General features: G+C 36.6%; 13 protein-coding genes. 1 reads left to right on the top strand and 12 read right to left on the bottom strand.

Annotated elements, in window-relative coordinates; all coding sequences use genetic code 11:
- From ACH2CJ_RS18065 to ACH2CJ_RS18015, 11 genes are all read right to left on the bottom strand, one after another.
- A partial coding sequence (locus ACH2CJ_RS18065; protein WP_394994872.1) for an efflux RND transporter permease subunit occupies nucleotides 1-2483 on the bottom strand: 2483 nt, incomplete at its 3' end.
- Between the two features lie 70 nt (nucleotides 2484-2553).
- Nucleotides 2554-3606 carry an efflux RND transporter periplasmic adaptor subunit gene (locus ACH2CJ_RS18060; RefSeq protein ID WP_394994870.1) on the bottom strand — a complete coding sequence of 351 codons (1053 nt, stop codon included), beginning with the start codon at nucleotides 3604-3606 and terminating at the stop codon, nucleotides 2554-2556.
- 12 nt (nucleotides 3607-3618) lie between these two features.
- Nucleotides 3619-4197 carry an NAD(P)H-dependent oxidoreductase gene (locus tag ACH2CJ_RS18055; protein WP_394994867.1) on the bottom strand — a complete coding sequence of 193 codons (579 nt, stop codon included), beginning with the start codon at nucleotides 4195-4197 and terminating at the stop codon, nucleotides 3619-3621.
- On the bottom strand, nucleotides 4194-4631 hold the full coding sequence (locus ACH2CJ_RS18050; protein WP_394994864.1) for a DUF3995 domain-containing protein: 438 nt from the start codon (nucleotides 4629-4631) through the stop codon (nucleotides 4194-4196). Before ACH2CJ_RS18050 ends, ACH2CJ_RS18055 begins: the two co-directional genes overlap by 4 nt.
- An 18-nt stretch (nucleotides 4632-4649) precedes the next feature.
- Nucleotides 4650-6002 carry a TolC family protein gene (locus ACH2CJ_RS18045; RefSeq protein ID WP_394994862.1) on the bottom strand — a complete coding sequence of 451 codons (1353 nt, stop codon included), beginning with the start codon at nucleotides 6000-6002 and terminating at the stop codon, nucleotides 4650-4652.
- Between the two features lie 57 nt (nucleotides 6003-6059).
- Nucleotides 6060-6980 carry an NAD-dependent epimerase/dehydratase family protein gene (locus tag ACH2CJ_RS18040; RefSeq protein WP_394994860.1) on the bottom strand — a complete coding sequence of 307 codons (921 nt, stop codon included), beginning with the start codon at nucleotides 6978-6980 and terminating at the stop codon, nucleotides 6060-6062.
- Nucleotides 6981-7079: 99 nt separating this feature from the next.
- Entirely contained in the window at nucleotides 7080-7517 is a 438-nt protein-coding gene (locus ACH2CJ_RS18035; RefSeq protein ID WP_394994857.1) for a PaaI family thioesterase, read from the bottom strand.
- A gap of 5 nt (nucleotides 7518-7522) precedes the next feature.
- Nucleotides 7523-8107, bottom strand: a complete 585-nt coding sequence (locus ACH2CJ_RS18030) for a TetR/AcrR family transcriptional regulator (protein WP_394994855.1) — start codon at nucleotides 8105-8107, stop codon at nucleotides 7523-7525.
- 171 nt (nucleotides 8108-8278) lie between these two features.
- Nucleotides 8279-9823, bottom strand: coding sequence for a bacillithiol biosynthesis cysteine-adding enzyme BshC (bshC, locus tag ACH2CJ_RS18025; protein ID WP_394994852.1), 1545 nt, complete (start codon nucleotides 9821-9823; stop codon nucleotides 8279-8281).
- A 76-nt stretch (nucleotides 9824-9899) separates the two neighbouring features.
- A complete protein-coding gene (locus tag ACH2CJ_RS18020; RefSeq protein WP_394994850.1) occupies nucleotides 9900-11666 on the bottom strand; it encodes an AMP-dependent synthetase/ligase in 1767 nt (588 codons plus the stop codon).
- A 96-nt stretch (nucleotides 11667-11762) separates the two neighbouring features.
- Nucleotides 11763-12830 carry an LD-carboxypeptidase gene (locus ACH2CJ_RS18015; RefSeq protein ID WP_394994848.1) on the bottom strand — a complete coding sequence of 356 codons (1068 nt, stop codon included), beginning with the start codon at nucleotides 12828-12830 and terminating at the stop codon, nucleotides 11763-11765.
- A 187-nt stretch (nucleotides 12831-13017) separates the two neighbouring features.
- On the opposite strand from ACH2CJ_RS18015, the gene ACH2CJ_RS18010 reads away from it, so the two are divergent.
- Nucleotides 13018-13824, top strand: coding sequence for an ion transporter (locus ACH2CJ_RS18010; RefSeq protein ID WP_394994845.1), 807 nt, complete (start codon nucleotides 13018-13020; stop codon nucleotides 13822-13824).
- A gap of 72 nt (nucleotides 13825-13896) precedes the next feature.
- On the opposite strand, the gene ACH2CJ_RS18005 is transcribed toward ACH2CJ_RS18010, so the two are convergent.
- Nucleotides 13897-15079: 3-coathanger stack domain-containing protein (locus tag ACH2CJ_RS18005; protein ID WP_394994842.1), on the bottom strand; the 1183-nt coding region annotated here is incomplete at its 5' end.

Below are 15079 nucleotides of genomic sequence, written 5' to 3'. Positions count from 1 at the left end.
AATTTTTCAGTAGCTTCTTTCGTAACATTTGGTGTTAGAAAACCACTTTGAATAAATGCCGAAACGGTCGAATATCTATCTCTGTCATAGTGATTTATTCTATTGGGCGAAGTTTCAAAGCCAATGGTTGCCAACTGGCTCAACGGAACGAGATTTCCCATTTGATTTGCTATAAATATTTTTGAAAAAACATCCATACTTGGGCGTTCACTACGAGGCAAATTCACGTTAAGATTCATTTCTTCGCCTTCTTTTTCTTTATAAATACCCATATTTACGCCCGCAATCCCCATTCTAACTGTTCGGTCAATATCAACAGTTGGAATGCCCAACATTCCTGCTTTATCTTTATTGATGTTTACACGTAAATCTACATTTTGTGCAGAAAGAGCATTATTTACATAAATTGTACCTTTGGTTTCTTTAAATGCTTGCTCTACTCTTGCCGAAATTATTCGTAGAGAATCCAGATTTTCACCCATAATTCTGACCGCCAAAGGTGCTTCAAACGGAGCCCCTTGCTCAAACTGAATTACACGAATTTTTGCACCAGGATATGAATCAAATATTAAACGTAATTGATCAATAAATTTCTCCCGTTCGGGAACTTCAATTTTGTCTTGCAATTGCACAAAAAGTTGCGAATAATTTGCCAAAGTACCCCCAATTGGTAAAGTATTGTAATAAATGCGAGGATTGCTTTTGCCTACATTTGTCGCATAATTCTTTACAATTGCATGTTTTGAAAGCTCTTTTTCGACAAAACGAGCTACTTTATTGGTTTCAACTAAATTTGTTCCGAGTGGAGTTTCGATATTTATCAAAAACTGTGGTTTTTCTGAACGTGGAAATACACTTGTTCCTACCACAGGAATCAATGCTAAACTTCCTATAAAAATTAATATGGCTATTAATAATGAGATTTTAGGATATAATAAAGCTTTATGAAGTACTTTACGATAAGAGCCTTCAATGCCTTTTTTCATCAATCGAAGTACCAAGTTTTCTCCGTGTTCTGTGCGAGGCATTAACTGACTTGCCAAAAATGGTACAATTGTGAGCGACACAAAAAGTGAAGCAATAATGGTCATAATGACCGCCATTGGTAAACTTCTGATGAAATCTCCTGCCGATTCGGGTAAGAAACAAAGCGGCAAAAAGGCAAAAATTAAGGTTGCGGTGCAGCCCACAACTGCCAAACTAATTTGTTTGGTTGCTTCAATAGCAGCTTCTCGGCGAGGCATGCCTGTTCGGAGGAAGCGGGCAATATTTTCAACTACTACAATCGAGTCATCGACCAAAAGCCCTAAAGCAATTACCAAACCTACGACACTCAATTGATTGATGCCAAATCCTGCCAAGTCGAGTAATGTCAGACCGATTGCCAATGACAACGGAATAGAAATCATAACGATAATGGCTGGACGAATTCCGAGTGGAATGAGCGTAATCAAAACCAACAAAATGGCAATACCAAAATCACGTGCCAAGCCAAACAAACGAGTAGAAACGCTTTTCACTTGATCGAAACTTTGTTCAAATTTTATATTTGGAGGTAAATTCTTAGAAAAATCATCAATTATTGGTCGAATTTGCTCACCTGTTTTGAAAATATTACTCCCGTCTTTCATGGTTGCGGTTACGAAAACGGCTCTTTTCCCATTCAATCGTCCCAAATAATTTTCTTCTTCATAATCAAATTTTACGTCGGCAACATCTCGTAAATAAGTAACGGTTGTTCCTGAAGAACTCACAATGGTATTTTTAATTTCATCCAGATTTTCGTAGCTACCCGAAGTTTTTACACTAAATTTTCGACTGCCGATTTCGATATTTCCTGCTGGAATATTGGCATTTTCCGATTGAATTGCTCCCAAAACTCGGTTCAGAGGAATTCGGAATTGAGCCATTTTGTCCAAATTAACCGAAATTGTAACTTGTTGTTTTGGAAATGCCCAAATTTCAGCGGTTTTTATTGATTTTACCTTCAATAACTTGTCTTTCAGATTATCGGCTTCTTTCTGTAAATCTTTGTAAGGTGTAGTTTCCGACATCAAAGCACATTGAACAATATTGACACCTTCGGGCGTGAAACGAAGAATATCTAAGCTGTAAATATCCGAAGGCAATTTGCTACGAATAGAGTTTAGCTCACGCACAACTTCGTTATATTTGTCATCGGGATTGATAGAATGCTGAAATTCTATGCGAATGTTTGCTACGCCCTCATCAGCCGTAGAAACAACTTTTTTGATGTCACTGATTTCGGACATTTTATCCTCAATTGGGTCAACGATTAGTTTCTCCATGTCGGCAGGTGAAGTACCTGGATAAACGACGACGATACTGTTAAAGGTTGCCTTCAAAGCTGGGTCTTCGGCTTTGGGCATATTGAGCAATGAATTGACACCAATTGCCATAATCATCACAAAAATGATGATGGTAAACTGATAGTTTTTGACAGAAAATTCGACAAGTTTCATATATAACCCCAAACCCCTAAATGGGTTTAATTTAAAAGTTAAGAAAATTAATAAGAAGTAACTTAAGCGTTCAATTGTTACTATTTGGACTGATTTTTACCTTACTTTTATCTGATAAAAAAACTGCTCCTTTTGTAACAATCTGTGTTCCTTCGCTTATTCCTGAAATGATGGCAACGCTAGTTCCGAAGATACTCCCAATTGTGATGGAAGTTTTGCTAACTGTTTGATTATTAGTGTTTAAAGTATAAACATAAGCAGTATTTTTGTCGGCTTCTACAAGCGATTCGATAGGAACAACGAGCGTAGAAGCTCCTTTGCCTGTTGAAATCTCGGCTTTGGCTACGAAGCCAGAAATGAGTTTTTTGCCCTTAGGTTGAAGCTGTAATTCAGCTTCAAAGGTACCAGTTGCAGGGTTTACAGTTTGGGCAATTTGGGTAATGCGTGCTTGAAAAACCTCATTAGGATAAGCATCTAAATAAATTGTTGCAATGTCTCCAATTTTTACTTTTACTACATCACGGTCGGCCAAACCAACATTGACAATGTAGGCACTTTCACCCGTTCCGAGAATAAATGCTGGTGAAAAAGGAGTGATTAGTTCGCCTTGTTCTGATATTTTTCTTAAAATTCTTCCACTTGTTGGGGCATAAATTCTTGATAATTTTTGATTAAATTCGGCAACTTGCACACTTTGTTTGGCTACGTCAAATCCTGTGGTAGCATCTTGAACGTTGGTGAGCGTAGTTGCTTCGTCGGCATAAAGTTTTTGGACTCGTACTAAATCTCTTTCTGATTTTTCTAAGCCTAATTTGGCTTGGCGAACTTGTGCATCAATTTCTGATAAATCCAATTCGGCTAAAAGTTGTCCTTCTCTGACCGATTGCCCTTCTTGTACATAAATTCTACGAATCATGCCACCAGTTTTGAAAGCTAATTTCATTTCTGATTTAGAAGAAAGTATGCCGCTCGCAATGATTGATTCGCTCAAAGATTTACGCATAACTGGCTGCACTTCAACCGCCAAAATTTCTTCGACTTCAACTTGTTTGGTTTCTTGCTTTTTGCCACAACTAACTGATAATGAGGCGACTAAAACTGTCATAAAAATATAATTTTTCATATATTTAGTTTATTATTTTTGTTCAAAACCTAATTTTTCTACTTTTTTAAGCCAATCTGTACGATATAGTTCTTTTGATAATCTAATCGGTCCAATGGTGGTTGTTCGGACGGGCTTTATTCCTACAAAATTGAGTGTCATTCGTTTCATTGCATGATAACTTGGACGGCCATAATTTAGCCAATAATACCAAGCGGGTTGGTCGAGTGTGCTGATGATGTGCCCAGTTTTTCCAGTGAGAAGCTTGTCCCACCAAACTGAATTTTCACGTTTTTCAAAAACTATTCCGGGCAAGAAAATCCTATCAATAAACCCCTTAAATAGAGCAGGAACAGAACCCCACCAAACTGGATAAAATAAGACTAAATGTTCAGCCCATTTGATTTTTTCGATAGAATCAAGCAAATCTAGTTCTAATTCAATACGTTTTCTATAACCAAATTGTAAGTTTGGATTAAAAACTAAATCTCTAACAATGATTTCTTTTATGTCAGTACCTGATGCAATTGCTCCTTTTTTATAGGCTTCGTATAAAGCAAAATTGAAACTTTCGCTGTCGGGATGCCCTTGAATAAGTAATGTTTTTTTCATAAATAAAAAGTTGTTATAAATGCATTAAAACTCAACAATAAGCATAACGGACTATAATATTTTGTATCCAAAATGGCAAACTTTGTTTCTTTGATTTTCTTGAAAATACCTACATAATGAAAATCACCAATGGCACGAAGTAAGAAAATTCCTGCAATAATTTTTAAGCCATAAGCATCAATCCAAGAAGGGATGGCAAAACCAAGACTTTGCACTTTTTCAAGATGAAGCAATGCCATGGCAAGTAATCCAAAAGCTACTACGAGTGTGGCAAAAACACTCGGAAAATTACCCGCAGAATTAAGCATTTTTTTTCCTTCTTGATTTGTAGGAATGGCGGCATCGGCTCCCCATTTTCCACCAAAAGCCCAAAAAAAATGTATGCCCGAAATAGTCAGTAAAATAAGTGTGTTTGTTATTGGGAAAAAGTTCATAATTTTTGTGTTTAAATTTTACTTCACCGCCCCAACTTTAGCTAACACTGCCTGTTTTACCAAAATATCATATTTGGCAACCGATTCTTGCAAACGTGCAGTGATTATTTCGTCAGATGCTCGGAGATATTCAATCATAATGGCTTGACCATTTCGGTAGCGACTTTGTACTATTTTAAAATATTTTTCAGCTTTTTTTGTGCCATCTTGTGTCGTAATTAAGGATTTTTTTGCCGCTTCTAATTCAAAATATGCTTGCAAAACCTGCAATTGAATCTGCTGTTTTACTTCTTCAAGTTTGGTATCAAGAATGTTTTTCTGGATTTTTGCTTGCTGAATCTTCGATTTTTTTTCGTAACCATGATATAAATCCCAGCTCAAGCCAATTTGTGTAACAAGATATGCTTGGTTTTTGAAAGTATAGCCAAAGCCTTGAAAACCGACATTCCCACCTACAAAAGCTTGCGGACGAATAGAATTCATTTGCTGCAGTTTGATTGCCGTTTCCGATACTTTGATATTGGTACGTAATTGAGAAAGTTCTTGGCGATTAGTCAAAGCATCTTCTTGTGCTTGTGTAGAACTTGTAGATATTCCTGTGTAGCTATTGACTAAATTAGTATCAGCAATTATTTCCGTAGAAAAATTGCGATTCATCAAATAATTGAGAAAAACTTGAACTGATTGACGATTTTTGTCTAAAATCGCTACTTGTTGGTCAAGTTTACTGACTTCATATTCGGCCGAATAAACCACATCTTTGGTTGCGACATTATTGCTGACTAATTTTTCGTTAAGTTTTACAAAATCTGTCAGCAAACTTCTTGATACCTGATAGATTTTTTGAGCCTCTAGAGTTTGCAAATATTGTAGATAAGCAATTGTGATAGTATAACGAATTTCATTTTCCAAAACACGTTTTTTTGCTTCTTGTGCCGACACTAAATCTCTCTGTATAAGTAAGTTATAGCGAATGTCGGTATTGAAAATGGGGTATTGAAAGCTTAATTTTGTATCGTGAAAATTGTTGGGAGCTAATTGTTGATTTACGTTTTCGACTTGGGGAAAATTACTTGACTTTGTCAATTGATTCAATGTTGAATAAACTGGATTTAGTAAATCTCCAATCGGGAACTCCAATCTTCGTCCACCTGCCGCAAGCGAATACGTTGGACTGAAGGTAACTTTAGGCATAAAATTAGACTTTGCCTGGTTTATATTCTCAACCGACTTTTCGATTTCGAGACGCTCTTGTTTCAAACCTAAATTTTGTTTCAAACCTTCTTGAATATAGACTTCAAGCACAGAAGAGGTTTGAGAAAAAGCCCAAATGGGGGCAAAAATTAAAAGTAGAGTAATAATTTTTTTCATAAAATGTATAAAGTCGATAATCAATAGGCGATTACAAAGCATATAGTCTAATTTACATTATTGATAACTTTTAGCCGTTTCCATGATTCCTTCTCGGTAAGGAGTTGGTTTAAAATTAAATGTTTTTTCAAATTTTGAACTGTCAAATAAGTATTCAAACTCATTTTGATAAGCCATTTCCTTGAGCTCCTTTACGATTGGAACAAATAAACCACCAGCCCAAAGCATAAAATTACCCATAATTTGGTATCCTTTTTCTTCACCAAAAGCCTCTTCACAAATCTTGATAAACTCTTTGCCTGTCAAAGCATCACGGTGCGTTGGTAAATGCCAAATTTGATTATAAGCTGACGGAGTATTTCCTAAAATTGCCGTGCCTTTGGCGGCATCGGGCGTAAATGTAAAAGAGTGTTTCACTGTGTCATTTAGCAACCAAGAAGGTTTTTTGCTTTTAGCTAATTTTGCAAAAATCAACGAATCTGTCAAGCTATTTTTTGCCCCAGGCCCATAAAAATCTGCCGAGCGAGCAATTATTGCTTGTAATTTGCCGCCTTTTATTTCGTCCAAAATCATATGATTCAACTTTGCTCTAACTTCACCTTTTTTGCTATTTGGATTTAGTGGCGAGTTTTCTGTCATTGGTCCATCGACTTTACCGAGCATGTAAACGTTATCAAAAAACACCAATTTTGCTCCGTGCTTTTTGCAAGCATCAATGGTGTTTTGCATCACAGCTGGCCACTTTTCTCGCCAAGTTTTGATATTATACGGTAAACCCGCCATCAAATAAACAACCTCCGAACCTTCAACTGCTTTATTGACTTGTGTCGCATTCATCAAGTCGGCGGACATAAGTGAGTCAGTTTTGTTTATTTTTTTAGGGTTACGACTTACTAATCGAATCTCGGTCGTATAATTGATTAATTCTTTGGCGAGGGCATCTCCGATAACCCCACCTGCTCCTAATATTGTTTGCATTTTTAATAACCGTTTATTAGTTTCTGAACAGTGTTAAGTAATAGATTAAAATAAAACTCGTTTTTGAGGAACGAGCATTATATTTCGATAAAATGAGAGTTAGATTTTTACACCAGTTGCTACTAAGTTCGATGTACATTTAGCAATAATCTTGTGTTCTGAGTTTCGAGCTTCACATTCCATATTGATAACTGTTTTTCCGGGTCTAATAACCTTTGATTTTACGAAGATGACATCACCCGCTTTTGCAGAAAGCAAATAGTCAATACTTAAATTAATGGTTGAGTAAAAACTTTCTCGTCCGAGCGAAAAAACGGTCATTCCCATTACGTCATCAAGCATCGAAGCAGTTGTGCCGCCATGCAAAATTCTACCGGGGTTCGTCATTTCTTCTCTTACCACAAATTCGACAGTGAGTGAGCCTTCATCAACGGCAATGAGTTTACCATTGAGCCAACGACCCAAAGGGGAAGGACTCATTTCGAAAGCATATTTGCCAATATTAGATGTAAAATAGTCTAAAACTTGATTTGTCATAATTTTTATTTTTTGTAGTGTTTGATAATTTCAGTAAACTTTGCATAAGCATCTTCTAAAAGCTGCACCCTGCGTTCTTCCGGAAAAATCATAGTTCTTCGTCGTAAATGGAGTGTTGCCAAGCCATGTACTAAGCTCCACATCATTACCGAAATTGTTTCATTATCTTCTTCTACAAAATATCCTGCTTTCATACATTCACCAATCACAAGTTTGAGTACATCAAAAGCACGCTCGCCATCACCCCAAATCTCATCTCTACATTCAATTGTTTCCATGGGGGCGGTCATCACAAACATCAAATCATACAGTTCAGGGTTTTCAAAAGCATATTTTAAATAATGTTTTCCTAACGCTACTAATCTTTCAAAAGGATCTGTTTCGCTCATTACACCAGTTTGTAGGGCAATCATTAAAGCACCAAAAGCTTCAACGTGCAAAGCAAATAAGATCTCATTTTTGTCTTTAAAATACAAATAAATCGTTCCCGCACTATATTCTATAACCTCAGCAATATTACGAATGCTTGTTTTCTCAAATCCTTGTTCTAAAAAAAGTACCCGAGCGGCGTCTAAAATTTGCCGTTTCATTTCTACTTTTTCTCTTTCTTTTCTATCAATAACACCCATTGAATATTCATTATTTAATTAACGATACAAATAAAATGAACACTGTTCAGAAAAACAAATATTTTTTAGATATTATATAAAAAAAGTGTGACACGTTTTTAAAAAGTGCCACACTTGGTCTAAATTTTAATGTTAAATTTCAAGAATATTGAAACTATAAACGAGTGGGTCAAATTCAGCTAAAAGTTTATTTATAAAGTCTTTATCATTCAAATAAAAATTCAAAAAGTTTTCTTTGCGTTCTTGTAAGCCACCATCAGGAAAGAGTTTTTGTTTCAAGCCTAAAAGCTGTGTAACACTCGTTTCTTGGTTGCGTTCTTCGGCTTTTTTGATGCGTTTTTCGAGATTTTCGAGCGAAGTAATAATCTTTGTTTTTTCGGCTTCAACAGCACCTTTCATGGTTTGGTCAATCACCATTGATTTTTTCAGAATTCTTTCAAAAATTTCATTCACATCATCAATTTCAAAAGCTAAACTTAGTGAATTATCAGAATTTCGTTCAACGAAACTTCTTCTTAAAGTTACATCATCTGTAAAAAGTTCGTCGGTCGTAACACCCAGTTTATCCATTCGTTTTTGACTTGCTTGATTGACCACCAAAGCAAAGTTACGAGGCATTAAAAGTGGAAATTGTTCGCCATAATGGTCAAAAATACCCTTGAGTTGCAACCAATAAGGCACTTCGGAAGGCCCGCCGATATAGGCTAAGTTTGGTAGAATGGTTTCTTGGTAAAGTGGTCTCAATACCACATTTGGACTGAAAATATCTGGTTGATTTTTAAGTATTTGTAGAATTTCTGATTCAGTAAAATGTAACTCAGAGTTCAGAACTTTGTAAACATTATTGTCTTTAACTATACGCTCACGAAGTCCGTTTTGCAAATAAAAGAAATTAATTTCGCGAGGCGTGATTTGGGTATGATAACCCATTGCATTAAGCTCATCAGAAGTTTGATGGACAATTTTATTGGCAGTATTATTCAATAAATCATCTTTAATTACCTCACTGAAAATGCCTTTTAGAGCAGCTTCATCGGCATCTAAGCAAACCAAGCCTTCGCTTCCGAAAAGTTGGTGCATATATTGTCGAACAGCATCTGAAAGCGTATTGTTTTTTAGATAAGCCTCTTCAAACACAGCAGATTTTTCGGGCATTTCATCAAAAATTGCTTGTAATTCGGCAGGATTCATGCGGCCAACTGCACCTTTTTGTGTGGTTTCCCATTGATAAGTTTTTCCGAAAAGGTTAAATGAAGCGATTTCTGCAAAATCATGGTCTTCGCTTGCCATCCAATAGATAGGAACAAAATTAAAAGCCGGGAATTCGGCTTTTAATTTTTTAGCTAAATTGATTACAGTTATGATTTTATAAATCACATATAGCGGGCCAGTGAATATATTGAGCTGATGCCCAGTTGTAACGGTGAAGGTATTTGACTCCAGCAAAATATTGAAGTCGGGATTGTTTCCTAAGTTTTGGTATTGCTTTTTAAGAACATCAACCAAGGTTTTTCGCTTGGTATTTGAAAAACTTCTTGACTCAATAACTTCTTTAAAGCCTTGAATATCAGGATATTGATTGTAAAACTTGGCAAGTTTTTCGTCTTTGGAGATATAATCTAAAAACATTTTCGGGAAAGCACCGACTGAATTTAACTCTACTTGTTGACAGGGCATATATATTTTTTTTCTTTTTCTAAAAATAACACGAAAAGAAGCCCACAGGTTTCAAAACCGTAAGTTTTCCAATAAATTACTCATACATTCCATCAATCACATCTTTATATTTGTTAGTAACAATCTTGCGTTTGGGTTTTAAGGTTGGTGTTATTTCACCACCTTCAATCGTCCACGGCGTTGCAAGAAGCCTAAATTTCTTTACTTGCTCATAAGGGGCAAAGTCTTTATTAAATCGAGCGATTTCACCAAAAATCAACTTCAAAACTTGCTGATTTTTCACCATTTCGACATCAGAAGTATATTCAATACCTTGCGTTTTGCACCAATCACGAATAGCTATAAACTCAGGTACAATCAATGCCGCAGGAAATTTTTGACTTTCGCCCACCACCATCATTTGCTCAATATAAAGCGATTCTTTCATTTTGTTTTCAAGTACCTGTGGAGCAACATATTTTCCACCCGAAGTCTTGAAAATTTCTTTTTTGCGGTCTGTAATTTTTAAGTATTTACCTTCTTCAAGCTTACCAATATCGCCAGTGTGTAGCCAGCCGTCTTGGTCGATGGTTTCTTTGGTGATTTCGGGCAAATTATAATAACCCATCATTACATTTGGCCCTTTTACCAAGATTTCACCATCTTCTGCAATTTTGACGGTAGTTCCGTCAATAATTGGCCCGACTGTGCCAATTCTCAAATCTAAAGGCATGATTCGATTGGTTGCAATTACGGGTGATGCTTCCGTCATGCCGTAGCCTTCGGAAACGGGAATTCCTGCTGCCCAAAAAACTCTTGCCAAGCGTGGTTGCAAAGCTGCTGCTCCAGAACAAATCATGCGGATATTTCCGCCCAATGCCTCTTGCCATTTGCTAAAAACCAATTTCTTTGCCCATTTGAGTTGGATATTGTACCACCAACCAAATGTCTCATTTGGGTCATATTTTAATCCTAAATTCAAAGCCCACAAGAAAATCCGACGTTTTGTTCCGCTCAATTCATAACCTTTTGCCACAATTTTGTCATAAACTTTTTCGAGTAAACGTGGTACTGTCGTGAAAATATGGGGTTGTATATCTCGTAAATCTTCGGCAATGGTTGCCATGTTTTGTGCATAATAAATAGAAGTGCCTTGACGCATATATAAGTAAAGCACCATGCGTTCATAAACGTGGTTGAGTGGAAGAAAACTCAATGCTCTACAAGTTTCGTCAATTGGAAAACAAAGGCGGCAAGATTCGAAATTACTAATGATGTTTTGGTGCGAAAGCATTACACCTTTCGGATTTCCAGTAGTGCCTGATGTATAGATGATGGTTAGCAAATCGTTGGTTTTGATTGAAGATTTAATGAATTCTAATCTTTCAATATCTTGATAATTAGCTTTTTCTGATATTTCTTGCCAATTTTTTCCACCTAAAACTTTATCAAAACAATAGATTTCTTGTACACTTGAAGCAATTTTTGCTGCTTCTTGAGCTTTATGCAAAAGGCTTTCGTCGCCTACAAAAATAAGTTTTATACTTGCATCATTGAAAATATAGCGATAGTCATCAACCGTAATGTTTGGGTAAAGTGGTACACCGATTGCTCCGACTTGCTGCACAGCAAAATCAACGATATTCCATTCGGGACGACTTTCAGAAATAATGGCAATTTTATCGCCTTTTTCAATACCAATTTTAAGTAAACCTAAACTTAATTGGTTGATTGAATCAATAAAAATACTTGCTGAGATTCGCTTCCATTCGCCTTTAATTTTGGAAGCAAAAACATCAGACTTATTATATTTGGCGATGGATTCGCTCAACAAGTCAAAAACTCGTGTAATAGGTTGAGACATTTTTATTTGCGTTGAAACCCCTTGAGCGTTGTTCTCCCCAATAGTGAGTGCTTGAGGTCTCCCTCATGTTCGGAGAGAGACTTAGAGGTTGGTTGTTTATGAAACAGCCGATTCTGCTAATTTAATCGTTCCTTCGGTAGCATCAATACTTGCTTCGATGCCAATTGGTACTGTAAATTTATCTTTAATATGCCCAATCATTGCTCCCGAAAAAGCTGGAATTTTGAGTGGTTTTATATGGTCTTCAAAAATATCTTCGAGCGTTAGCGAGCCATAGCTTTTTGAGGGTGGGCAGTCAGTACATTTTCCGAAAACAAAACCAGCAATTTGGTTCAAAATTCCTGCCAGTTTTAGTTGTGTTATCATTCGGTCAATGCGATAAGTATCTTCTTGTACGTCTTCAATAAATAGAATTGCACCCTTAAAATCGGGCACGTATTTCGAGCCGAGAATATGCGAAAGGACGGTCAAGTTTCCGCCGATTAATTTACCCTTTGCTATGCCTGATGTAATTGTATAAATCCGGTCTTCAACTTGCACCAAACTGTCTCCTTTTTTTACGGGATTACTCATTTTTGTTGCACTTCCTTCCATTAGTGTATTTTTGAAGTAATCAACCGAAAAACTATTCCATGTAGAAGAACCCACCGGGCCGTGAAAAGTAACAAGTCCGGTTTGACTATAAATGCCTAACAATAAGGCGGTTATGTCGCTATATCCGATAAATACTTTTGGGTTTTTCTTGATAAGTTTATAATCTAAAAGAGGTAAAATTCTGGCACAACCCCAGCCGCCGTGCATTGCCATGATGGCATCAATTTTTTTATCTGCAAACATTTCATTGATGTCAGCGGCACGGTCTTCGTCTTTTCCTGCTAAATAACCGTAACGGTCGAAAATATGTTTTCCTTGTACCACTTTAAAACCCATTTCTTGTAAACTTTCTACAGTAATCTGTACTTCTTCTCTAATAAACGCTGAATAAGCAGGGCAAACCAAACCAATGGTATCACCTTTCTTCAAAGCGACAGGTTTTATAACCTTTAGTTTATCATCGAAAATACTAAAATTCATGCTGGCAAATCCATAAGTGGTCAACAATGAAGCATTTAGGAAGTTTCGGCGAGAAATTGAGGCGTGATTTGGGTTTTTGTTTGGCAGCATTTTTGGAATTTGCATGATAAAATCATAAAAACGAATTTACGAGATAATAATCAGAATCAAAATATTTTATCGAATTTTCGGAATTGATTTGTCGGATTTTAAGAACAAAATAAATGTTCAGTCGGGCGGAGCGGAGCTGCACTATAAAATCGTATACTTTTCTTATTTTTGTAAAAACTTATTATTTATGAACTACCTCAGAAAACAAATTTATGATACGCTCGAAATTTCGTTACGTCGAAAAAGTGGCATCAGCTTTGCTGTCAATGTTTTTTTGACCATGGTAATTTTTCTTAATACGATTGCTATTATTCTCCATACAGTTCCTTCGATTGGAAGAAAATATGACCAGTTTTTTCTTGATTTCGAAGTATTCTCAGTCATTATTTTTTCTATTGAATATATTCTTAGGTTATGGTCTTGTGTTGAAAATGAAAACTTTAAACATCCAATTAAAGGTAGATTTCGCTTCATTTTTTCGGTTTGGGGATTGATAGACTTATTATCGATTTTGCCTTTTTTTGTATCTTTTTTCTTAACAGATTTAGGTTTTATACGTATTCTTCGCTTGCTACGAATGTTACGTTTGTTTCGGGTAAGTAAGTATTTTCATGCTCTGCGAGTTATTCAAAGGGTTTTGAAAGATAAGCGGGAGGAGTTGGTTTTAAGTATGGTTTTTATCATTTTTATGCTTATTATTTCGTCGAGTTTGGTTTATTATGTTGAGCATGAGGCACAACCTTATGCTTTTACGAGTATTCCTGAAGCGATGTGGTGGGGCGTTAATACAATGACAACAGTTGGCTACGGAGATTTGCATCCGATTACTCCACTGGGGAAGTTTTTAGGGGGAATAATTGCAATTTTAGGGGTTTCGATTTTTGCTTTACCAACGGGTATTTTAGCATCGGGTTTTGCCGAGCAGATACGAAATCAAGGAGAAAAAAGAAAAATAAAATGCCCCCGGTGTGGCGAAGAATTCCATGAGTGTTAGGATTGAGAAAATAACACAAATGCCACTCAGTTTTGAGTGGCATTTGTGTTTAAACCTTTTATTTTTTGTTTACTAATTACAACCGCCAATCTCAGCTTTAAATACAGTTCCACTATCAGCTTTGAAACCAGGATTTAGTGTTACCGAACTACCTGCTTTATATAATACACTTGCTCCAGCATTTACTTTATTGGTTGCTGTGATAGTAGTACTGGCTTGTTTTGTTTGTGTACCTGTACTGTAATCGTCAGTTGGACTAACTAAAGCTAAATTAGAAGGACAAGAACTTATCAATACAATGACTGCTTTAATATCAGTACAACCATTTGGACTTGTTGCCTTGATGTAGTAAGTTCCAGATGTGGCAACCACCGCAGGGCTTGCTAAGGCAATCGTTCCTGCCGCATCAGTAAAGTAAGTCAGAATTGTGCCAGTAGGTAATGTGCTAGCTACTGTAACTGCCGCTGCAGTCAAATCAACTGTGCTTGGAGTTGCTACTGCCGCTGGGTTAGTTATTACTAAAATTGGTGCTGTATTGTTCAAAGTTACTACTACACTTGCAGTAGCAGTACAACCATTTGCTCCTGTTACATTTACCATATAAGTTCCAGCGGCATTTACAGTTAATGTTGAGGCAGTTGAACCACCAGTCCAAAGATACGATGTTCCTGATCCAGTTGCTGTAAGTGTTGTACTTGTTGTTGTACAATTCAAGGCAGTAGTTCCAGTAATACTTACTGTTGGAGGCGTAATGTTCTGAGTGACTACTACACTTGCAGTAGCTGTACAACCATTTACAGACGAAACAGTTACAGAATAATTTCCAGCAGCACTAACAGTTAATGTTGAGGCTGTTGAGCTACCAGTCCAAAGATACGATGTTCCTGATCCAGTTGCTGTAAGAGTTGTACTTGGAGTTGTACAATTTAGAGCCAAATTACCAGAAATGCCAGCGGTTGGTGCTGTATTGTCTAAAGTTACTACTACACTTGAAGTAGCTGTACAACTGTTAGCTCCTGTTACAGTTACCATATAAGTTCCAGCGGCACTAACAGTTAATGTTGAAGCTGTTGAACCACCAGTCCAAAGGTATGATGTACCTGATCCAGTTGCTGTAAGAGTTGTACTTGTTGTTGTACAATTTAGAGCCAAATTACCAGAAATGCCAGCGGTTGGTGCTGTATTGTCTAAAGTTACTACTACACTTGCCGTAGCCGTACACCCATTTGCTCCTGTTACAGTTACAGAATAATTT

The organism is Emticicia sp., assembly GCF_043780375.1.
Lineage (GTDB): Bacteria > Bacteroidota > Bacteroidia > Cytophagales > Spirosomataceae > Emticicia.
Note: the sequence above shows the minus strand (reverse complement) of the source record. Positions and strands in the feature narration are given on the sequence as shown.

Coding starts and splice junctions, on each gene's coding strand:
- bshC (WP_394994852.1), bottom strand. CDS start 9,823: ATGCCCTGTCAACAAGTAGAGTTAAATTCAGTCGGTGCTTTCCCGAAA.
- ACH2CJ_RS18060 (WP_394994870.1), bottom strand. CDS start 3,606: ATGAAAAATTATATTTTTATGACAGTTTTAGTCGCCTCATTATCAGTT.
- ACH2CJ_RS18015 (WP_394994848.1), bottom strand. CDS start 12,830: ATGCTGCCAAACAAAAACCCAAATCACGCCTCAATTTCTCGCCGAAAC.
- ACH2CJ_RS18035 (WP_394994857.1), bottom strand. CDS start 7,517: ATGACAAATCAAGTTTTAGACTATTTTACATCTAATATTGGCAAATAT.
- ACH2CJ_RS18030 (WP_394994855.1), bottom strand. CDS start 8,107: ATGAAACGGCAAATTTTAGACGCCGCTCGGGTACTTTTTTTAGAACAA.
- ACH2CJ_RS18045 (WP_394994862.1), bottom strand. CDS start 6,002: ATGAAAAAAATTATTACTCTACTTTTAATTTTTGCCCCCATTTGGGCT.
- ACH2CJ_RS18050 (WP_394994864.1), bottom strand. CDS start 4,631: ATGAACTTTTTCCCAATAACAAACACACTTATTTTACTGACTATTTCG.
- ACH2CJ_RS18055 (WP_394994867.1), bottom strand. CDS start 4,197: ATGAAAAAAACATTACTTATTCAAGGGCATCCCGACAGCGAAAGTTTC.
- ACH2CJ_RS18020 (WP_394994850.1), bottom strand. CDS start 11,666: ATGTCTCAACCTATTACACGAGTTTTTGACTTGTTGAGCGAATCCATC.
- ACH2CJ_RS18040 (WP_394994860.1), bottom strand. CDS start 6,980: ATGCAAACAATATTAGGAGCAGGTGGGGTTATCGGAGATGCCCTCGCC.
- ACH2CJ_RS18010 (WP_394994845.1), top strand. CDS start 13,018: ATGAACTACCTCAGAAAACAAATTTATGATACGCTCGAAATTTCGTTA.